The sequence below is a fragment of the Pseudomonas sp. NBRC 111133 genome, assembly GCF_001320605.1.
In the GTDB taxonomy this organism is placed as follows: Bacteria; Pseudomonadota; Gammaproteobacteria; order Pseudomonadales; family Pseudomonadaceae; genus Aquipseudomonas; species Aquipseudomonas monteilii.
On record NZ_BCBJ01000070.1, the window covers coordinates 1 to 20,723 of the forward strand.

Annotated in this window: 19 protein-coding genes; 4 read left to right on the forward strand and 15 right to left on the reverse strand. The window is 60.9% G+C overall.

Annotated features, from left to right (window positions below; genetic code table 11):
• Positions 1-111: hypothetical protein (locus tag APH36_RS32725; protein WP_256219247.1), on the forward strand; the 111-nt coding region annotated here is incomplete at its 5' end.
• A 125-nt stretch (positions 112-236) separates the two neighbouring features.
• Here APH36_RS32725 and APH36_RS16335 read toward each other — a convergent pair.
• Entirely contained in the window at positions 237-899 is a 663-nt protein-coding gene (locus APH36_RS16335; RefSeq protein ID WP_060499472.1) for a glutathione S-transferase, read from the reverse strand.
• Positions 900-1,046: 147 nt separating this feature from the next.
• Here APH36_RS16335 and APH36_RS16340 point away from each other — a divergent pair, with 147 nt between their 5' ends.
• Both APH36_RS16340 and APH36_RS16345 read left to right on the forward strand, forming a co-directional pair.
• Positions 1,047-1,346, forward strand: a complete 300-nt coding sequence (locus APH36_RS16340; protein ID WP_043203257.1) for a hypothetical protein — start codon at positions 1,047-1,049, stop codon at positions 1,344-1,346.
• 69 nt (positions 1,347-1,415) lie between these two features.
• Positions 1,416-1,661, forward strand: a complete 246-nt coding sequence (locus APH36_RS16345) for a TIGR02647 family protein (protein ID WP_060499473.1) — start codon at positions 1,416-1,418, stop codon at positions 1,659-1,661.
• Positions 1,662-1,688: 27 nt separating this feature from the next.
• Here the strand turns inward: APH36_RS16345 and APH36_RS16350 are convergent, their stop codons facing one another.
• The 8 genes from APH36_RS16350 to APH36_RS16380 form a co-directional block, all read right to left on the reverse strand.
• Positions 1,689-3,632 carry an FTR1 family protein gene (locus APH36_RS16350; protein ID WP_060499474.1) on the reverse strand — a complete coding sequence of 648 codons (1,944 nt, stop codon included), beginning with the start codon at positions 3,630-3,632 and terminating at the stop codon, positions 1,689-1,691.
• A gap of 108 nt (positions 3,633-3,740) precedes the next feature.
• The gene (locus APH36_RS30895; RefSeq protein ID WP_082426405.1) at positions 3,741-4,529 is read right to left on the reverse strand and encodes an RHS repeat-associated core domain-containing protein; all 789 of its coding nucleotides are present in this window, start codon (positions 4,527-4,529) and stop codon (positions 3,741-3,743) included.
• Between the two features lie 67 nt (positions 4,530-4,596).
• Complete coding sequence (locus APH36_RS16355; RefSeq protein ID WP_060499475.1) at positions 4,597-6,027, reverse strand: efflux transporter outer membrane subunit; 1,431 nt, start codon at positions 6,025-6,027, stop codon at positions 4,597-4,599.
• Positions 6,024-6,899, reverse strand: a complete 876-nt coding sequence (locus APH36_RS16360; protein ID WP_060499476.1) for an HlyD family secretion protein — start codon at positions 6,897-6,899, stop codon at positions 6,024-6,026. The genes APH36_RS16355 and APH36_RS16360 overlap by 4 nt, the downstream gene beginning before the upstream one ends.
• Complete coding sequence (locus tag APH36_RS16365; protein WP_003255905.1) at positions 6,896-7,108, reverse strand: DUF1656 domain-containing protein; 213 nt, start codon at positions 7,106-7,108, stop codon at positions 6,896-6,898. The genes APH36_RS16360 and APH36_RS16365 overlap by 4 nt, the downstream gene beginning before the upstream one ends.
• On the reverse strand, positions 7,105-9,192 hold the full coding sequence (locus APH36_RS16370) for an FUSC family protein (RefSeq protein ID WP_060499477.1): 2,088 nt from the start codon (positions 9,190-9,192) through the stop codon (positions 7,105-7,107). The genes APH36_RS16365 and APH36_RS16370 overlap by 4 nt, the downstream gene beginning before the upstream one ends.
• Positions 9,189-9,641 carry a MarR family winged helix-turn-helix transcriptional regulator gene (locus APH36_RS16375; RefSeq protein ID WP_060499478.1) on the reverse strand — a complete coding sequence of 151 codons (453 nt, stop codon included), beginning with the start codon at positions 9,639-9,641 and terminating at the stop codon, positions 9,189-9,191. Before APH36_RS16375 ends, APH36_RS16370 begins: the two co-directional genes overlap by 4 nt.
• A 172-nt stretch (positions 9,642-9,813) precedes the next feature.
• Positions 9,814-10,608 carry a tetratricopeptide repeat protein gene (locus tag APH36_RS16380; RefSeq protein WP_060499479.1) on the reverse strand — a complete coding sequence of 265 codons (795 nt, stop codon included), beginning with the start codon at positions 10,606-10,608 and terminating at the stop codon, positions 9,814-9,816.
• A gap of 207 nt (positions 10,609-10,815) precedes the next feature.
• Between APH36_RS16380 and APH36_RS16385 the strand changes: the two genes are divergently transcribed.
• On the forward strand, positions 10,816-11,373 hold the full coding sequence (locus tag APH36_RS16385; RefSeq protein WP_060499480.1) for a WYL domain-containing protein: 558 nt from the start codon (positions 10,816-10,818) through the stop codon (positions 11,371-11,373).
• Between the two features lie 59 nt (positions 11,374-11,432).
• Here APH36_RS16385 and APH36_RS16390 read toward each other — a convergent pair whose 3' ends face one another.
• The 6 genes from APH36_RS16390 to APH36_RS32730 form a co-directional block, all read right to left on the reverse strand.
• Positions 11,433-12,296, reverse strand: coding sequence for an ABC transporter permease (locus APH36_RS16390; protein WP_060499481.1), 864 nt, complete (start codon positions 12,294-12,296; stop codon positions 11,433-11,435).
• A gap of 14 nt (positions 12,297-12,310) precedes the next feature.
• On the reverse strand, positions 12,311-13,174 hold the full coding sequence (locus tag APH36_RS16395; RefSeq protein WP_060499482.1) for an ABC transporter ATP-binding protein: 864 nt from the start codon (positions 13,172-13,174) through the stop codon (positions 12,311-12,313).
• A 6-nt stretch (positions 13,175-13,180) separates the two neighbouring features.
• Positions 13,181-14,200: an ABC transporter substrate-binding protein gene (locus APH36_RS16400; RefSeq protein WP_060499483.1), complete on the reverse strand. Its 1,020-nt coding sequence runs from the start codon at positions 14,198-14,200 to the stop codon at positions 13,181-13,183.
• A gap of 17 nt (positions 14,201-14,217) precedes the next feature.
• Positions 14,218-15,117, reverse strand: a complete 900-nt coding sequence (locus tag APH36_RS16405; protein WP_060499484.1) for a TauD/TfdA family dioxygenase — start codon at positions 15,115-15,117, stop codon at positions 14,218-14,220.
• Positions 15,118-15,314: 197 nt separating this feature from the next.
• The gene (locus APH36_RS16410; protein ID WP_023661418.1) at positions 15,315-15,656 is read right to left on the reverse strand and encodes a hypothetical protein; all 342 of its coding nucleotides are present in this window, start codon (positions 15,654-15,656) and stop codon (positions 15,315-15,317) included.
• A gap of 323 nt (positions 15,657-15,979) precedes the next feature.
• Positions 15,980-20,723 (reverse strand): immunoglobulin-like domain-containing protein (locus APH36_RS32730; protein ID WP_256219246.1); only part of this gene is annotated, 4,744 nt, incomplete at its 5' end.

A 20,723-nucleotide genomic window follows, 5' to 3' on the forward strand; every position in this document is an offset into this window, starting at 1 on the left:
GTGCTGACCCTGGAAGGGTCGGTGAATGCCCGTGATCATATTGGTGGTACGGCGCCGGCGCAGGTGCGCGCGGCGGTTGTTCGCGGCAAGGCGCTGCTGGCTTCGCGTTAAGGTCTCAAGGCGAGGGCTTCGCCCTCGTTCGCGGGCAAGCCCGCTCCCACAGGTATTGCACCGGCCTCAAAAGCGGTGCTTTACCTGTGGGAGCGGGCTCGCCCGCGAATGGCCCAACTCTGATTTCAGCGTTTACCGCTGCGAATCATCTCCATGAAGGCTGGCATCGCCGCCTCCTTGTCTGCCACGATCCGCGCCATGTGCGGGTTCTCGCCCATCCGTTGCAGCAACGCCTTGCCCTGCGGGAAGTCCGCCAGGAAGTCGATGTTCAGCACCTTTTTGCCCACGGCATAAGCCAGGTCGACCGAGAAGCAGAACATCAGGTCTGCCAGCGTCAGTTGTTCGCCTGCTACAAACGGCGCAAAGCGACCGTTGCGCTTGAGGGTGGCAAACCCGGCCAGCAAATCGGCCCGGGCTTTCTCTTTGACCAGAGGCTCAACCGACATGCCGAAGAATGATTCGGCATAGCAAGTACGCGCCGGCAGCTCGATATACAGCTCGATTTCCTTGAGCAGCTCACGCACCTTGGCCTGCCCGAACGGGTCGGCGGGCAGCAGCGCCTTACCGCCTTGGGTCTGTTCGATATAGTCGAGGATCACACTGGTTTCGCTGAGGAAGCCGTGTTCGGTTTCAAGCACTGGCACCTTGCCGCGAGGGCTCACTGCCAACGCATGTGGTGCCTGGCCGCCATAGAATGCGACTTCCTCGAAGGGCAGGCCTTTTTCCAGCAGGGCCAGCTTGACCATGTTGTAGTAGTTGCTGACCGAGAATCCGTAAAGCTTGAGCATGGGGTAACAGCCTCCAGGCCGTAAGGGGTTGGCCCGGCTTTTATAGACCGTACGCCCGCCCCTGACCAGCGTCATGCACCCCGTCAATGCCCGGGCATTGCCGCCACAGGCGTGGCACACTGTGTGTCCCCCAACAGGAGTACCGCCATGAGCGAGCCCACCGACATCGACAATGACGACGAAGCCTTCGCCGAGGCGACACTGACCCAGGCGATCGAGAACCAGATTGAAAGCGGCGAACCGCCTGCGGCCAAGGCCACCTTCAACAAGCTGACCCTGGTCGGTTACGAGCGCGAGGACATCCTCAACCTGATGGCCCATGTGCTGGCCTTCGAGATCGACAACATGCTGGTGGAAGACCGCGCCTTCGACGGCGAGTGGTACGAGAATGCCCTGCGGGCGCTGCCTGAGCTGCCACCTGAGATGGATCAAGGCGACGACGAATAACCCGTCTACACTCCTAGGTCAGGCACCGTCAGCGGTGCCGCCATCCTTGTCTGGAAGTCAGGAGTCGCCATGTCCTTTACCCCCGATCTGATCGCTGAACTGGAAGTACTCGCGCTGTTCAAACACGACAGCAGCCAGGAAGGCATCAAGATAACCAGCACCGCCGCCCCTGCCCTGATCGCGGCTGCGCAACGCCTGCATGAAAAAGGGCTGACCGATCAACCCGATGGCGGCTACCTGACCAGCCTGGGTCATGACGCCGTCGAAAGTGTCCAGCTGCTGCAGAACATTCTCAAGGCGCCACAACCTGCCTGATCAAATAGGTTTCTCAGGATGGCGGCCTCAGTTGGCCGCCGCCCTGGCCTTTTCCGTCAACCGCGAGCGCCCATACAGAACCATGATGGCCAGCAAGGCCACCGCCTGCGCCGACAGCGAGTAGGCATCGGCATGAATCCCAAGCCAGTCGAACTCGAAGAACGCCACCGGCCGCGTACCCAGTACACCAGCCTCTTGCAGCGCTTTCACGCCATGCCCGGCGAACACCACCGACAGCGCACACAGCAGAGCGGCGTTGACGCTGAAGAACAGCGAAAGCGGTAGCTTCGCAGAGCCACGCAGGATCACCCAGGCCAGCCCAACCAACAGCACCAGCGCCGTGGCGCCACCGGCCAGCACCGCCTGGTGCCCGGCAGGGCCTGCCTGCAACCATAGGGTCTCGTAGAACAGGATCACTTCGAACAGTTCGCGGTACACCGAGAAAAACGCCAGCAAGGCGAAGCCGAATCGTCCGCCGCCGCTGACCAGGCTGCTTTTGATGTAGCTCTGCCAGGCAGCGGCGTGGCGGCGGTCGTGCATCCATACGCCAAGCCACAGCACCATCACAGCAGCAAACAACGCCGTACAACCTTCCAGCAGCTCGCGCTGGGCGCCGCCCACATCGATCACATAGGCAGCCAATGCCCAGGTGGCAAAGCCGGCAACCAGTGCCAGACCCCAGCCGATATTGACGCTACGCACCGCTGACTGTTGCCCGGTGTTACGCAGGAAGGCCAGGATCGCCGCCAGTACCAGAATCGCTTCAAGCCCTTCGCGCAGCAGGATCAGCAAGCCAGAGATAAAGCTCAGCGACCAGCTCAGGCCATCGCTGCCCAACAGCTTCGCGGCTTGGTCTAGCTTGGCCTTGGCTTCGGCCAGCCGTTGCTCGGCCTGGGCCACGGGCAACCCGTCCTGCAACGATTGGCGATAAGCCATCAGGGATTTTTCAGTGTCCTTGCGCACCTGAGTGTCGATATTGTCCAGCGAGCTTTCCACCAGCTCGAAGCCTTCCAGGTAGGCCGCTACCGACAGGTCATAAGCTTGGTCATGGTCACCTGCGCGGTAGGCGGCCAGGCTCTTGTCCAGCGTGCTGGCGGTGTATTCGAGCAATTGCGCCGGGCCGCGTTTGACCTGCGGCGGCTGTGCACGCTGGGCACGGAACGCTTCCACGACCGCGATGCCTTCATTGACGGCAACTTCGGCCGGGGTCTGCCGGGCCAGGTCGGCAATGTTCCAGGTCTTGTCGCCTTTGCCGGCTTCCGGCTTGGCGGTGAAGCTCGCGATGTAGGCGGCCACATCCCAACGCTGGCGGTCATCCAGCTGGTCGGCAAAGGACGGCATCTCGGTGCCGTCGATGCCTAAGGCCAGGGTATTGTAGAGGTCGAACAGGCTCAACTGGTCAAGGCGCGCGACATCGCGCAGGTTGGCAGGCGCAGGATCCAGGCCCACGCCTGCCGGGCCGTCGCCTGCGCCAGTGTCGCCGTGGCAGATCGAGCAGTTCTGCGCATAAAGCGAAGCGCCGCGAGCTGGGTCCGGGGTGATCACCGGCGCCTGGCTGACCTCGTAGGCCACTGCCAGGCGCGCGCCCAGTTGGCGGGCCTGCCTGGCGACTGCCGTGCCGTCCTGGCGCTGATCAATGGCCTGGCGCAACGCCTGGACGCCCTGCTCCAGAGCGCCTTGCTCGGTATTTGCGGGCAGGCTTTTGACCAGCTCGGCCAATACCGTGCTGAACTCCTGTTGCTCGCGGTATTCGCCAGCGTCGACCACCTTGCCCTCTTGCACGGTCGGAGGGTAGTCGGCGCCAATGTAGTCCAGCAGGTGCAGGGCCTTGGCGGCCTCGGCGGGGGACTCGGCCAGCGCCAAGGTACTGCACAGCGCCAGTACCGGGCCGACCAATATAGCCGGCAGCCAGGCGAACAGACGGGAACGGATTTTCATGGCCAGTCTCGAAGGGAATGCGAAAGAGAACATTGTTCACTCTGACTTGGCTTCCCTCAAGGGTGCTGGGCGGATTTCATGAAAAATCTTGCTACAAATCTGAAAAAGCGGGATGGCTTTGCCTCCGGTTCCCCAGCGGTGTCATGTATGCCCACCTACCTGACGAATGATTGCAGTCTTACCTTCAATTTCACCCGATACACGCTGTCCTTTGCTAAGGCGAACTTGAAAATTGTCAACTTTATTGTTGGATAGCAATTTATAGTTACTGGCACCCGCCAACATTGAAGCGTCTTTGGGAGACATGCCAAAGTGATGTATGGCGTTCTGAAAAACATCAAACACTTTCTGCTCAGAATCGGTCAGCATTTTGAAAGTGGCGTTGGATTTGTCTAACGTCCAGCCCTTGCTGGAGCCTGAAGATGCGCTGGAGCTCCATGATAATTGAGAGCTGTAACGCCCACTGCTGGCTGAGTGCCCTCCGGAGGAGCTAGATGTACTCGATGGCGATCGTCTCGACGAGGGTGACGCTAAAACGGGAGCACTGCGCGCTCGGGTTGGCGAATTCAATTTCGGTTTGGAATCCATCTGTAACGATAATGGGCGCGGAGGTTGCTTAACATGCCCCGTTGGATCAACGTAATTGATGGGGTCGCACGAGACATAGGCATAACTGCTCCACCCGCCCTTGCCAAACGGACTCCAGCTGTCCGGGCTGTTAAATCGCATCAGCACAGGGCTGAAGGCCCGGTAGCCGGCGCCTAGCAGATGACATCCTGTCACCCGGTCATGAGGCTGGCCATTAAAGCCCAGCCCCCCGATTGGTTGAGTTGCATCGAACCCATAAGGCGTATAACTGGACTTTGCACAAAAGTTTTGAGTCTGCCCATCCATGATGAAGTCAGACAAACAACACGTAACTTCTTCCATGTTCCACCCGCTCGGTTAGGTCAGGCAGAGCATGACGAACACTCAAACGGTCAAGTAACTAGTAGATCTATGGGCGTGACTTCCCAGCTGGGCTTTCCTTCCAGCCCCCCCCCAACGCCAAAAACACCCCAATCTGCCCCATCGCCACCTGGCTGTTGGCCGCCGCCAGTTGGGCACGCATATCGGTATAGGTCCGCGTCGCCTGCAAATCTGCCAGGAACGACTCACGCCCCGCCTGGTAATACCGGTGCGTCTGGTCTGCCGCCTCCTTGGCCGATTTTTCTGCCTCGGCCAGCGCATCGCGCCGGTCCAGCAGCGCGCTGTATTGCGCCAGGCGGGTCTGGGTTTCGCGAATGGCGTTCAGCACCACGCCATCAAAGTTTGCCAAGGCCGCCTGAGTAGAGGCTTCAGCCATGCGAATGCGCGCACGGGTGCCGTTGGTAGGGATGCTCCAGCTGATCTGCGGGCCGAAGCCCCAGCGGTTGGTCGCGGGCTCGCCCAGGTTCTCCAGGATGCCGATGGTGCCAACCTGGGCGCCGATGCTGATATCCGGATAAAGCGCGCCAGTGGCAACGCCGATGTACGCGGTGGCCGCAGCCAGCTGGCGTTCGGCCTGACGCACGTCTGGACGGCGCTTGAGCAACGCGGCGCCATCGCCCACTGGCACCCGCTGGTTCAGGTGCGGCAGCTCGGCACAATCGGCGGTACCGGCAGGCAACTGGTCAACAGGCTTGGCCAGCAGAGCCGCCAGGGTATACATGCCGGTCTCGCGCTCGGCCTTGAAACGCGGCAGTTCGGCACGCAACGACTTGAACTGGGTTTGCGACCGGGTGACCTGGGTTTCATCACCACGCCCGGCATCACGCAGGCGCTGGTTCAGCTTCACGCTTTGCTCCTGCAAGTCGAGTGACTCGCGGGCGATGTGGTATTCCTCGTTGGCCGAGCACACCTGGGTATAAGCCTTGACCACATCCGCCACCAGGGTGATGCGAGCAGTGTCGGCAGCGGCCTGCACTGCGTCGGCATTGGCCTTAGCAGCCTCGGTACCGCGCTTGAAAGTGCCCCACAGGTCGAACTGATACGAAGCGCTGATGATGGCCTCGCCGATGTTGGCCACCGGCACCTTTTCGGGCAGCAGGAAAGCTTCACCCGACTCCTGCAGGCGCTGGGCACCCAGTTTGACGCCGCCGTTGAAGCCACCTTGCGATTCGGCCACTTCGACCTGCGCGCGGGCCTTGGCGATGTTGGCGGCGGCTACGCGCAATTCGGTGTTGGCACTCAAAGCCTGGCGCACCAGTTCGTTCAGCCGTTGATCCTGATACAGCTGCCACCAATCCTCAGGCACCGGTGCCGAGACCACGCTGTCGGCATCCTGGCGCAACGGGCCGTTGAGGTCGCTGCGTTGTACCGCCGCGTCTTTCGGCACCTCGTAGTCGGGGCCCACCATCATGCAGGCCCCCAGCAACAGGCACAGACCAGCCAGGATCAGCTGTTTCATGGGTGCTGGCCCTCGATGATCGACACCGTGGCGGTGCGCCCGGCAATCATGCGGAAGTCTGCCGGCACTTCGTCGAAGGCGATGCGTACCGGAATACGCTGGGCCAGGCGCACCCAGCTGAACGCCGGGTTGACGTTGGGCAGCAGGTTCGCGCCGCTGCTGCGGTCGCGGTCTTCAATGCCGGCAGCGAAGCTTTGCACATGGCCGCGCAGGCGGGTGTTGTCACCCATCACGCGAATATCCACGGCATCACCGATCTGGATACCGCCCAGCTTGGTTTCTTCAAAGTAGCCATCGACGTGGTACGAAGCGCTGTCGACCACCGACAGTACAGGGCGGCCGGCGGTGACGAATTCGTGATTACGCGGGGCGCGGTCGTTGAGGTAGCCGTCTACCGGGCTGCGTACCACCGAGCGGTCGAGGTTGAGCTGGGCGGTATCGACCGCTACCTGTGCCTCGCTGACAGCCGAGCGGGCGCGGGCCTCGCGGGACTGGCTTTCTTCCAGTTGCTCGGCGGCCACCAGGTTGCCCAGTTTGCGGTTGCGCTGTGCTTCGCGTGAGGCCTGGGCCAGGGTTTCCTGGCGCTCGCCCAAGGTAGCCTTGGCCTGGCGCAGGGCCAGGGTGAAGCGGTCCTGGTCAATGGTGAACAGCACGTCGCCGCGTTTGACGGTCTGGTTGTCGCACACCTCGACCTTCTGGATCAACCCGGACACATCCGGGGCTATCTGGATCACGTCGGCGCGAATGTGGCCGTCGCGGGTCCAGGGGGCAAACATGTAGTACACCACCATCTGCCACACGAGCACGGCGGCGAAGGTCACTACCAGCAAGGTCAGGACCACACGGCCCAGGGTCAGCAAAGGTTTTTTCATGGCAGCATCAGGTTTCGGCAAAAGTGGTCCACCGCGCCAAGCAGCACGGCATACAGGGCAACGTTGAACAACGCCCGGTGCCAGACCAGGCGGTAGAAGTGCAGGCGCACCAGCACCGCGTGCACCCCCAGGAACAACAGGTAGGTGCCAAACATCATCACCAGCAGCGTGGGCAGGAACACCCCGCTGATATCCAGTTCACCAATCACAGGGGTGCTCCGTCGAGGCCGGGAGGCAGTTGCGGTTGTTCGGCGGGTTCGAGCATCACTTCCACACCCGGCAGCAGCGCCAGTCGCAAGCCGCTCAGGGCATGCAGCAGTTGGGTGCGGGCATCGCCGCGCTCGTACAGCTCATCCAGGTTCAGCGCCAGGCGTGCACGCTCCATGTTGCGCAGCAGTGCGGCCGGGGCATGCAGGCGTTCGCCGGCACGCAGGCAGGCGGCGTAATGTGCGCCCACTTCCTCGACCACCGTGTTCAGGGGTTCGCGGGCTTGCTGGCCGGCACGCGGCATGTAGGCGAGCAAGTCGAGCAGGTTTAGCCCTACGCGCAAATCGCGCAGTGCCACGCCGCTGTCCTGGCCGGTTTGCGACAGCCGCGGCAGATGCTGCATCAGGCGGTCGAGCATTTGCACACCCACCTGGCGGTGCTCGGCCAGGGTGGCGGGTTCGGTCATTTCTACGATGTCGCGCCAGGCGAAGCGGGTCATGCGTTTGGCCGCCAGTTCCACACCGAACGGGCGCATTACCAAGGTCCAGATGAACGCGAACAGCAGGCCCACGGGGCCGGCCAGGTTGGAGTTGAGGAAGGTGAAGAAGTCGGCGTCGTAGGCGCCCTGGATGCTGATGAAGGTCGAGGTGTTGACGATGGTCAACAAGGTACCCAGGTAGAAGCGCGGCTGCACGGTCAGGGTGCCGACGCAGATGAACGGCACGGCGAAGGCCAGCACCAGCATCGGGAAGTCGTGCAGGTTGGGCAGCACCAGGAACAGGTACAGGCTGGAGAAGATGACCGACATCAGCGTCCAGAAGAAGAACCGGTAGATCTGCGGTGCCGGGTCGTCCATGGCGGCAAAGAAGCTGCACGACACAGCGGCGAGGATCACCGCGCTGGCGCCGTCGTTCCAGCCCAGGCCGATCCACAGGCCGCAGGCGACAACGATCGCCAGTACGGTGGAGGCCACTGAATACAGCATCAGGCCACGGTCGAAGAACGCCGTCAGGCGACCAAGGCGCCAGTGGCGGTACACCGCGCGCCAAGGCGTAGCGTCGTCGGTGCGCAGGGCGTGTTGCAGGGTACAGCAGTCCTGCCACAGGTCAGCCCATTCGCTCAGACGGTACAGGGCGTTGGACAGCAGCAGCTCGGCACGTTGGTCAAGGGCAGCAGCGCCGGGCTGCAGGCGATCGATCTGTTCATGCAGTGCGGTCCAGCGTGCGACCGAAGCACTTTCGGCAGTGCCTTTGAGCCAATCGCGGGCAGCCTCAAGCACTGGCTGAAGCTGAACGAACTGCGCCGGGGCGCGGCCTTCCAGGGCAACCAGTGCGTCATCAAGGGCGTCGATCACTGGCAGCAGGTGAATCATGCGCCCGCGCAACTCGCGGGCGTTTTTCAGCGTATGCGGGCCGGCGCCTTCATGGCCGAGCTGGCCGATCATCAGCTCCAGCGAGTTGAAGGTGGCGACCATCGCCCCGCGCATGCCACCAACCTTGTCGGCACTGACTTCGCGGGCCAGGTAGGTGTCGCTGTAGCGGATCGCTTCGGTGAACCAGCTACCGGTGGCGCCAACCACCACAGGGGCAAGCCGGCGCGGCCAGAAAATGGCACCGACCACTGCCGCGCAGACGATACCCAGGCAGATTTCCTGCGCCCGGGACGATGCCACGTCGAACACTGCCAGCGGGTTATCCACCACCGCCAGCGCAATCATCGGCAGGGTATAACCGGCCAGCATCAGCACGTAGTTGTTGGCCGTACGCAGGTTCAGCGACAGGAACAGCAAGGTGCCCGTCCACAAGGCAATGGCGATGCTCAGCAACAATGGCGACTGCACCAGTGGCGGCACCAGGAAAATCGCGCCACCGGCCCCCAACAGTGTGCCCACGGCGCGGTACAGGGCCTTGGAACTGGTCGGGCCGACGAACGGGCTAGAGACGATGTACACCGTGGCCATCGCCCAGTAGGGACGTGGCAACTGCATGAGCAGCGCAATGTACAGGGCGATCATGGAGGCCGCGAAGGTACGCACGCCGTAGAACCAGTCACGCGCCGGGGGGACTGAGCTGAAGAAACCGTTCATGCCGCCCCGCCCGTGCTGCCCAGGCCGGCCGCTTCGAAGGCACGCAGCACGCGCAAGGCAGCTTCCAGGTCGGCCTGGTCGATGCCGTTCAGCACATCGCGACGCAGGCGAACCAGCTCGGCTTCGATGGCTTCGGCCAGGGCGCGGCCTTCGGCGGTCAGGCTCAGGGCTTTGGCGCGGCGGTCCAGTGGATCCTCGCTGCGGCATACCAGGCCGGCCTTGCACAGTTGGTCGAGCAGGCGCACCAGCGACGGGCTTTCGAGGCCGGCAGCCTGGGCAACAGCCACCTGATGCACGCCATCACCCAGGCGCACGATCATCAGCAGCGGCGCGGCGCAGGCCTCGGAAATACCGTAACCGGTCAGGGCGGTGTGGCAGATGCGCCGCCAGTGGCGGGCGGCAACCACCATGCCGCTGCTGACTTGCAGGCGCAGGAGATCAAGGGACATGGAAGGAACCAAGGATATTCATAGTTTGCTAACTATCAATATACGCCTTGCCCTCCCCCTGTCGTCAACTGGGGGTGACAGAGGGTATGAATGAATTGTTGTTCATTTTTCAGCCTGTGCCGGCCTCTTCGCGGGCGTGCCCGCGAAGAGGCCGGCACAGGCTACAGAAAACTCAAGGCTGGATCTGGTCTTCCAGTTTCATGGTCAGGGCCAATGTACTGCCCATCTGCACCGCCCGGTCCCGCCACTCCTGGTAGCGCACCGCGTCCCGGCTGCTGAAGTGCACCGCCAGCTCCTCGGCTGCCTGTACCACCCCCGCCGCTGCCGCCAGCTCCAGCCAGTACAACGCAGCCTTGAGGTCGGCATCCACATACAGCCCGTGCATCAGCCGGTAACCCACCTCGAAACGGCAGCGTGCCTCACCCCGCTCGGCCCCGCGCATGAACCACTGGTAAGCCTGCACCAGGTCGACCTGCCAATCCTGGTCGCCATCGCACACTTCCTCCTCATACAGGTCACCCAATGCTGCAGCCGCATGCAACATGCCCCGTTCGAAGGCCTGCCGGTAGCACTCCGCCGCCTGCACGTAGGAGGGGTCGATGCCTTTGCCAAAATAATGCTGCTGACCGAGATTGAACCAGGCGGCGGCATTGCCCTGCAGAGCAGCCATGCGCAGCAGGTGACCGGCCAGCACGGTATCGGCGCGCCAATACTTTCCGTTGAGCCAGATCCAGCCGAGGTCGTTCAGCGCCGCCACACTGCCTTGCAACGCCTGACTACGCAGGTCGACGTATACCGCCTGCAGGTCACTGGCCTCATCCAGGCGGTTGACCAGCAATGAGCGCTGGCTGGGCAAGCCCACGCCGGCGAACAGGGGTGGCCGCCTCCCGACGGGGCTCGGTGGAGCGATGACCCGCTCGGGCAGAAGGCGGGCAAGCAGCGAATGGATATTGCTGGCAGCAGACATGTTCATCCTCATTGAACGACGCACAACCCCAACCTTCGGCTGTGATGAGGCGTGATTCTGCGTGATGTCACGTCAAAACCTGTCGCGAACGATTCGGTACCAGGCAACCAAATGCGACTTCCTTGATCTGAGCAGGCTGTGGCCAATTGCCATGCCCCTCGCGTGCCGCCATCCTATTGCGGCAAGCCTAGACAAGGACGTTATCTTTTGCCGTTCGCCACCACCCGCGCCACCCTCAGCCGACAATGGGCACTGCTGCGCCAGCTGCCCAGCCGTTCCCCAGGCATAACCAGCGCCGAGTTGGTGTGGCGCCTGCGTGACGTGGGCTTCACGGTCAGCAAACGCACGGTCGAGCGTGACCTCAACGAGCTTTCGCTGATATTTCCGCTGGAACGCAATGACAAGAGCATCCCGTTCGGCTGGCACTGGTCGGCAAGTGCGGTGGGTGAATTGCGCGGTAATTTCGACTTGCTGACGCACCTGCGGGGGGACGGGTTGCAACCGGCGCAGGGCGAAGGTGTGGAGCTGGTGGCGCGGATCAGCGACGCACTGGCGCGGCAGTTGCGGATTGCACCGTTGAGCAACGATATGCAGCTGACGGCGCTAGAGCATGGGCATCGGTTGCGGGCCACGGTGGACGATGGCTGGCCATTGCGCTGGTGGCTGTTGAGCCATGGGGATGGAGTTGTGGTGGAGCAGCCTGCGGGGTTGCGCGAGGAAATTGGCAAGATCTTGAGCAATGCGGCAGCTCAGTACCTTGGTTGATAACCTGTACCGGCCTCTTCGCGGGCTTGCCCGCGAAGAGGCCGGTACAGGCTCAAGATCTAGCGCTGCATCCCCCAACGCCGCACAGTCAGCCGCTCCAGGGTGTTGAATACCAGCCCTTCCACCAACAACCCGATCAGAATCACCACCGCCAACCCGGCAAACACCTTGTCGGTATACAGCTCGTTGCGGTTCTGAAAGATGTACCAGCCTAGCCCGCCCTTGCCGCTGCTGGCACCAAAGACCAGTTCGGCAGCGATCAGGGTACGCCAGGCAAACGCCCAGCCGATCTTCAGCCCCGACAGGATCGACGGCAAGGCCGCCGGCACCAGGATGTGCAACACCAGCCGCAGCCCTTTCAGGCCATAGTTGCGGCCAGCCATGCGCAGCGTTTCCGACACACCAAGGAAACCGGCGTAGGTATTGAGCGCCAACGCCCACAGCACCGAATGCACCAGCACGAAGATCAGGCTATTGTCGCCCAGCCCGAACCACAGCAAGGCCAGTGGCAACAGCGCAATGGCCGGTAACGGGTTGAACATTGACGTCAGTGTACCTAGCAGGTCCCGGCCCAGCTGGGTCGAAACCGCCAGACTGGTCAGGCCAAAGGCCAGGACGATACCCAGCACATAGCCCTTGAGCAGTATCACCAGCGAAACCCCGACTTTGGCGGGCAGTTCACCGCTGGCCAGGCCGTCCCACAGGGCGGCGGCGGTTTGCAAGAAGCCTGGCAGCAGCAGGTCGTTACCCTGATAACGGGCTACGGCCTCCCACAGCATCGCGATTACCAGCAGGATAACCGCCTTGCGCAGCCAGCCTTGCTGCCACAAGCGCTGCACCAAGGGGAGTTGGCGTTCTACAGGCACACTGAGCAGGGGCTCCAGCTGCACCTCGTATTCCTGGCGTACAGGTGTAGTGGTCATGGCTGAAGCTCCTGTCAGTAGGCGATGCGGATATCGTTGAAGCCAAGGTCGTCTGCCTGTTCCGGGGTATCCGCCTCGTCGAACAGCAAACGGTGAATACGCCGGGCACTGGCCTGGAAGTCGCTACCACCCAGGCTGCCCAGGTTGTACTGGTGGCTGTGCACTTCGGCACGCACCCGCCCCGGGTGCGGCGACAACAGCAGGATACGGTTGCCAACCACCTGGGCTTCTTCGATGGAGTGGGTGACGAACAACAGGGTGAACCGCACCTCCTCCCACAGCAGCAACAGCTCTTGCTGCATCTTGCGCCGGGTCAGCGCATCCAGGGCGGCGAACGGCTCATCCATCAACAGGATCTTGGGCTGGGTGGCCAAGGCCCGGGCAATTGCCACACGTGCCTTCATACCACCGGACAACGTGTGAGGATAAGCATCGGCAAAGGCGGCCAGACCGACCTTTTCCAGATAATGCAGCGCCCGTTCCTCCGCCTCCGCCCGCTTGAGCTGGCCAGACACCAGCAGCGGAAACATGACGTTCTGCTTCACCGTTTTCCACGGCGGCAACTGGTCGAACTCCTGAAACACCACGATGCGGTCGGGGCCTGGGCCACGCACTGTCTGGCCCTGCAGCAGAATCTGCCCTTCTTGCGGCTGGATAAAACCGGCCACGGCTTTGAGCAGGGTGGACTTGCCACAGCCGGAGGGGCCGAGCAGTACAAAACGATCAGCGCGGTCGACTTCGAAGCTGACCTGATGGGTGGCCCGCACCACGCGTTGCGCGGTGCGGTATTCGAGGCTGAGGTTATCCACCTTGAGCAAAGGCGGCGTTGTGACACGGCTCAGGTTGCTGGCCGTGTGGCCTGGCAATGGGGCGGTCATGATCGGTCAGCTCCCCTGCAGCGGGCGTTCATCCTGGAAGAAGTAGTCCTTCCACGACTCCGGCTTGTGCTTGATGGCGCCTACCCGATAGAGGAAATCGGCCAGCTTGTAGGTGTTCTTGGGCGTAACGGTGAATTCGTACTGTGGGTTGTCGATCAGCTTGATCAGCGTGTCGCGGTCGATCTTGGCCTTGGTTACGCGGATATAGGTGTCGGCGGCAGCCGCCTTGTCTTTCTGGGCGAAGTCTGCGGCTTCGGCCAGAGCATCGACGAAGGCCTTGTAGGTCTTGGGGTTGTCCTTGCGGAACTTCTCGGTAGCAAACAGCAAGGTCGGCGAGTTGGGGCCGAGCAGGTCATAGCTGTTGAGCACCACATGCACGTCCTTGTTGGCCAGTACCTGGTCCTGGAACGGCGGGTTGGAGAAGTGCCCGTTGAGCTCGGTGCCGCCCGCCAGCAGCGCGGCGGTGGCGTCCGGGTGCGGCACGGCCAAGGTGTATTTGTCGAGGCGGTTGTATGCCTTGTCGCCCCACTGCTGGGCAGCGGCGTACTGCAGGAAGCGCGACTGCACCGAAACACCTACCGCCGGAACGGCGATACGGTCTTTGTCGGAGATGTCGGCGATGGTCTTCACGTTGGGGTTGCTGCTGACCAGGTAGTACGGGAAGTTGCCCAGCGAAGCCACGGCCTTCACGTTCTGCCGGCCCTTGGTGCGGTCCCAGACGGTCAACAGCGGCCCGACGCCAGCGCCGGCGATGTCCACCGAACCGGACAACAGTGCGTCGTTGATGGCCGAGCCACCCGACAGCTGTGCCCAGTCGACTTCGATGTCGATGCCCAGCTCCTTGCCGTGTTTCTCAATCAAGTGCTGGTCACGCACCACGTTCAGCAGCAGGTAGACGATGCCGAATTGTTCGGCAATGCGGATCTTGCCTTCGGCCTGGGCCACGGCGGGGGCAGCCAGGCTGCCGACGACTAGGCTTGCGCCCAGGCCGATGCTTGCCGCCAGGCGGCTGATGGATTTGCGCATGATGGTTTCCTCAGTCGTCAGAACGGGGCATCGCCCTGGATGGTGGTGCGGTACAGCTTGCGCCGCAGGTGCGCGGGGCAGCCGGTGGCCAGGTGGATCAGCGAGCGGTTGTCCCAGAACACCAGGTCGTGGGGCTGCCATTGATGGCGGTAAATGTTCTGCTCCAGCACGCTCAGGGCGTACAGCTGTTGCAGCACGTCGCGGCTTTCATCGTCTGGCAGGCCGACGATGCGGGTGGTGAAGCCTTCACTGACAAACAGCGCCTTGCGGCCGTTTTCCGGGTGGGTGCGGACCACCGGGTGGATAACTTCCTGTACCTGCGCCAATTGCTCGGCGGTCAGGTTCGGGCGCCAGTTGCCTTCGAATTTGGTTTCGGCGTAACGGGCGGTGTAGGAGTGGGCAGCACTGCGGCCCTCGACCAATTTACGCAGGGCGTCGGGTACGGCGTCCCAAGCTTTGTGCATGTCGGCGAACAGCGTGTCGCCGCCTTCGCTGGGCAGCTCTTGGGCATGCAGCATGGAACCAAGGCTGGGCAGCGCTTTGTACGACAGGTCGGAGTGCCAGAACTTACCCGCATCGCCCAGGCCGATGTTCTGGCCGTTTTCGATGATGTTGGAAACGATCAGGATCTCGGGATGGCCTGTAAGCAGGAACTGCTTGAGCACATGGATCTGCAACTCACCAAAGCGGCGGCTGAAGGCAATGTGCTGTTCCGGGCTGATGCGCTGGTCGCGAAAAACCAGCACATGGTGGTCGAGGTGGGCGCGATGGATACGGGCGAAATCCTTGGCGTTGACCGGCTCGGCCAGGTCCAGGCCGATGATCTCGGCGCCTACGGCACCGGAGAACGGACGGATTTCGAAAACTTGCGGCTGGGCGCTGTCGATGGTCGACAAGGCGTTCGAGGCGGCTGACATTTATCACTCCCACGCAGTGCGCGACTTCAATGGCGCGCAACGATCAGAAACGCACGGGGTTTTCCCGTGTGGGTTCAAGTCGTGCGGCACATCGATTGGTCGACGGGTACGCAGTGGTAGTGACTATAAAGTCATAAGCGGGATATTTTAAATACCTTTAAGGAATATACATATCACTGAGTTCTGTCGCCCTGCGATCAGATCAGCCCGCCCTGCTCTTCTTCATCGATCAGGTTGTTCAAGCTGCTGAGCGCCTTGCGCGCCGTAGAGCGGTTAAGCAGTTTGGCCTGGGCACCTGGCGGCAAGTCGGTGATCTTGAATACACCTTTGGCGGTCAGCACATCGATCAGGTCCTCAAGCACGCGGATCATGTCCAGGTCGCTTTGCTTGAGCTGGTTGAGGCTGTTTTCCACGACGTCGTCGGCAAACCATTCCTGGATCTCGGCATGGTCAGCGGGGAGCATTTCGGTGAACTCGTCAAAAGCGGCTGCTTCTACCCGCAGCAACTGGCCGGTGGCGTCGCGTTGCACGTAGAACATGGCGGTGTCCCTCGTCACGTTGATTCCTTGTTGGTAGACAGCAGCATAGGCAAAGATCGCCGGGCGCGCAGGCCCGGCGCAAGAGTATGCGCTGTGGTGGGGGTTGCGGGAAATAGCCGATAAGGGCCCTGCCTGACTAACGCGATCCCTGTAAGAGCGGGCTTGTGTCGCGACCGGGCCGCGCTGCAGCCCCGCCGATCTCGGCATTACTGCTGAAACCGTGGGGCCGCTGCGCGTCCCGTTCGCGACACAAGGCCGCTCCTACAACGGACCCGTGTCAGCCAGTGATGGGCGATTGGGCTGCAGAGCAGCCCGCTAGCGCATCAGTTGTCCTTGTTATCGATGCGGATCAATGGGTCGCTACCGGTGATTAACGAGTTGATCGAATTGCCCGACCAGTTCACACCCTCAAGTTTGATGGTTACGTCCGCGTTGGCAACACCACCCGCAGCGTTGAGCTTGCCTTCGCTGCTGATCTGCAAAGTGGTAGAGCCGTCTGCGAAACTCATCTTCAGGTAGTTGTCGATGGTCTTGCCGGTTTCGTTGACAAGCAAATCCTTCAGGTCGATCCGGTCCCCTTCGGCAGCCTTGAAGTCCTTGATTACGTCATTGCCGTAATCGCCGGACTTCCAGATGAAGGTGTCCTTACCTGCTCCACCGATCAAAGTATCGTCGCCATGGCCACCAATCAGGAAGTCATCGCCGCTGCCACCCAACAGAATGTCGTTACCTCTGCCACCATCGAGCCTGTCGCTGCCGCCTTGCCCGAAGAGAATATCGTTGCCATTGCCGCCTGTGAGGACGTCATTACCGTCGTTGGCACCCGAGATATCAAATTCCGTGTAGTGCTCGGCGATGTACTGATGCACATTCTTGGCAGTGAGGGTACTGACATCCACATTACTCTTCTGTGCGACGTACTCCTGCAAACCTTGGTAACCCTCGCTGACAACGCCGTTGAGGGTAATCAAGTCACCGAAGATGATGTCGTTACCATTGCCACCATCAATGCTATCCGAGCCCGGAACGGTGGCCTCGGTATGTCCGAGAATTGCCGCCGCCAGTTTGGACGGGTCGATATTGGTTTGTGGTTTACCGGCGCTGTCATAGTCCTTGAGATCGTTCCAGCTGACATCGTTGTTAAGCCCGATAGCCTGAACTTTAGTCAAGCCAGAAAGTAGCTTGAAGCTGGCCGCCGAACCGTCACTCGCGCTATCCCAACTGCTAGAGTTACCCGAGCCCGCCCGGGTAGAGAACTCATAGGTGCCATCCCCTTGAGCATGGATCGCCCCCACATAATTATTATAGCTGTTGACGTAAACATCACCGCCGGTGGTGATAATAAGTCTTTGACCGTCAATCACTTTATCAAAAGATTCACCAAGCTTGTAATTGTTCACGTTCACAACATCATCCAGATACTTGCCGCGCCACAGCCAGGGATTAGTATCCTCCTGTTTCTGCCAGAAAGTGGGCTTGCCATCGGTGATGAAATACGTCAGGTTCTCCGCCCCTGTGTTACTGGTAGCCATAGTGCTCTTGAAGAAGTTGGCCGTCGCCTTGAACACATCTTCATAGTTGGTACCACCACCATACTTCTCTCCGCCTACCATCGAGTCGAGCACCGCCTGCAACTTGCTGAGGGCATTCGAATCGGCAAGGTTGATCGAGACGTTCTTGTTAACCTGACTGTCAAAGTCAGCCAAGAAGATGTTCACCTTACCCGAGGCATCAGAGCCCAAGCTGGCTTTGAGTGAATTGAACACCGATGCAAGCTGTGCCTTGGCATCGGCAATCGATTTTTCGCTCATACTGCCGGAGCTGTCGACCATGAATGCGATGTTGTAGTTCTTGCCCTGAACTACGTTCAAGCCAGATACATCTGCCACGATGATATCGTTGCTTTCGCCACCCGCGATTGTATCGTTGCCCGTGGTGCCCACTGCTGGCTTGTATTCAGCCTTGTAGACCGTAACCGGAATATGGCCGGGGGTGTTATCCGAACCACCAAGGCTTTCGGTAGCGGTAGCGGTTACTGCGATAGTGAACTTGCCCTCGTAGTAGGCTGGCGGCGTCAGTGTCAGGCTGCTGAGTTTCCAGCCAGTCACATCTACAGGCGTACCACCCACCTTAATGGTGTGGCCCGCACCATCGCTCAGCACCGAACCAGCCGGAATGCCGCTGAGCGTTACACTCAAGCTCTCGGAACCATCGGTATCGACCAGGCCGGCAGTAATGCCAACCAGCTTGACCGAGCCACCCTCCGGCCCTTCGTTCAGCTTGTAGCCGTCGTAGTAGCTCTGGCCATTGACTGTGTGCAAGTCCGACGCGGTCAGGCCGGCAGTGGCCATGTCCGCCACGCTCTGGTACATCGGGATGTTGGCACTGCTCAAGTCTACAGCAGTACCGTTACCCACCTTGATGTTAAGGTCATAGCTGCCAGGACCTGCCTGGTTGGCATGGTAGACCTCGATCGGGTAGTAGCCGCTGACTTTAGCCGTGAAGGTACCCGAAATCTGTCCACCGCCACCCCACGTGGTGGTTACCACAGTATTGCCACCCACGGTGACCACCAAACTATCATCGGCAGTGCCGCTGAAGGTGTAGGTTTTTCCTTCTTCCAGGTAAATCAGGCCCGAGGTCTTGGAGCCCGAACCTGCGTTGACGCTGCCATCGGACTGCACATTGGTGGTAGTGCCTTTTGAAGTCGCCGCACCCGAGTTGGCAAAGACGTTCTTCAAAGCGTCGCCGGTGATGCCATTGCCATCGGTACCCAGCCCTTTCAGCGAAGTCCAGACTTCCTTGGTAAGCGACTTGGAGACAGCATCGGCACTGCCGATGACCAGAATCGGTTTGTCAGCCTGCGGCGCGATGTCGACCTTCATGGTCACCTCGCCACCGGGGTTGACGCCATCGTAAGGCTTGTACTTGAACTGGGCGTAATCGGCCTGCTGGTTGCCCACACTGGACCCGCCGTAGCCGTTGATACCCGATTCGTTCAAATCCGGCTGGAACCTGAGGTAGCCATTTTTGATGTCTGCCTGGCTGACTTGTTGCCCTGCGGCAACATCACCCCAAGTTTGGGTACTGCTATTAAAGACCCTCAGGATACCGTCAGCCGGAAGCGATGTAATCGTCACGGAGAGGCCGGTGTTGCCATCGGCATCGGTGACGTTGAAATCACTCCACTTAAAGACGTATTCAGTATCTTCCACACCGGTGACAGCACCGCCGGTCGAAACTGGCAGATGATCGTTATCCAAGATGGTCGTAGTCACACTCGATTTGCTGCTGTCGACTTGCAGGTTCTCGAACTTGCCGCCGGTAGCGCTTTCAATTCTCACCACGAAATTCTCGCTACCTTCGACCAGGTTGTCGTCGATGGTGGCGATTGAGAACGTAGTGCCCAAGCTGGCTTTCGGGATCGTGACAGTAGCGACGCCAGTGAAGTCCTGACCGTCCTTGGCGGTGCCGCTGTAGCTTAGGGTAACGGTGACGTCATCTTTAGCTTCGTGGCTGAGGGTCAGCGTGTAACGGCCGGTTTCGCCTTCAGTCAACGACGTGGTGCCAGTGATGCCAACTGTAGACACATCGCCTTGGTTGCCTGGGCCCGAGGTACCCACGCCGGCCTCGTCCTTGACGATGGTAGTCACCGCGGTCTTGTTCAGGGTCAGCTGCTCGAACTTGCTGGCACCTGCACCGGCCACCGATTCCAGGCTGTTGGTTACGGTGGTCTGGCCGATGTACACATTGTCCGGCGCCGGCACAGTCACCGAGCCAGTGGTAGCGTTGGCCGCCACGTTGATAACGGTCTTGTCCGCCAGGGTGAAGGTCATCGCGCCGTGGTTGTTGATCGGCAAGCCAGTCGGGCCGGTCAGGGTCACGGTGTAGGTGATGGTGCCACCTTCGGTCACTTGCTCGGTAGCCGTCAGCTTGGCCACGACTTCGGTCAGGGTGTCCTTGATTTCGACGCTGGCCGAAGACTGGGTCAACACCAGGTTCTCGAACTGCCGGCCATCAGCCAGCTGAGTGCCTGTAATGCTCACAGTCAGCGAGTCGCCATCGACGTAGACGTCTTCGCCCTGCGCGTCGTTGGTCCAGATCGCAGAAGTCTTGCCTTTCTCGATGACCACCGACTTGCCTGCACCCAGCTGCACGGTGAGGTCCTGGTCCAGGGCCTCTTTGATGCTGATGGTGAAGGTCGGCTTCTCGTTCTCGTACACCGATGTCTGGTTGGCAACGATGCTCAATTCAACCTTGTCGCCATGGTTGTTGTCGCCTGGAATACCCACGCCCGGCTCGTCGACCACCTTGGTGCTGGCAGCCTTGTCATCCAGCTTGAGGTCTTCGAAGCGGCTTACACCTGGGCCGTCCACCGACTTCAGCGACAGGCTGACGTTGGTGTCGCCGATGTACACGTTGTCCGGCGCAGCCACGCTCACACTGCCGCTGGTTTCGTTAGCCGGTACGGTGATGGTGGTTTTGCCGTCGCTCAGGGTGAAGGTCAATGCACCGTGGTTGTTGATCGGCAAGCCGGTCGGGCCGGTCAAGGTGACGGTGTAGACGATGTTGCCGCCTTCGGTCACTTGCTCGGTAGCCGTCAGCTTGGCCACGACTTCGGTCAGGGTGTCCTTGATTTCGACGCTGGCCGAAGACTGGGTCAACACCAGGTTCTCGAACTGCCGGCCATCAGCCAGCTGAGTGCCTGTAATGCTCACAGTCAGCGAGTCGCCATCGACGTAGACGTCTTCGCCCTGCGCGTCGTTGGTCCAGATCGCAGAAGTCTGGCCTTTCTCGATGACCACCGACTTGCCTGCACCCAGCTGCACGGTGAGGTCCTGGTCCAGGGCCTCTTTGATGCTGATGGTGAAGGTCGGCTTCTCGTTCTCGTACACCGACGTCTGGTTGGCAACGATGCTCAATTCAACCTTGTCGCCATGGTTGTTGTCGCCTGGAATACCCACGCCTGGCTCGTCAGTGACTTCGGTGCTGACCGGAGTCTTGTCCAGGACCAGGTTTTCGAACTTGCCGGCGCCGGTTACCGAAGCGATGGACTTGACCACGGCG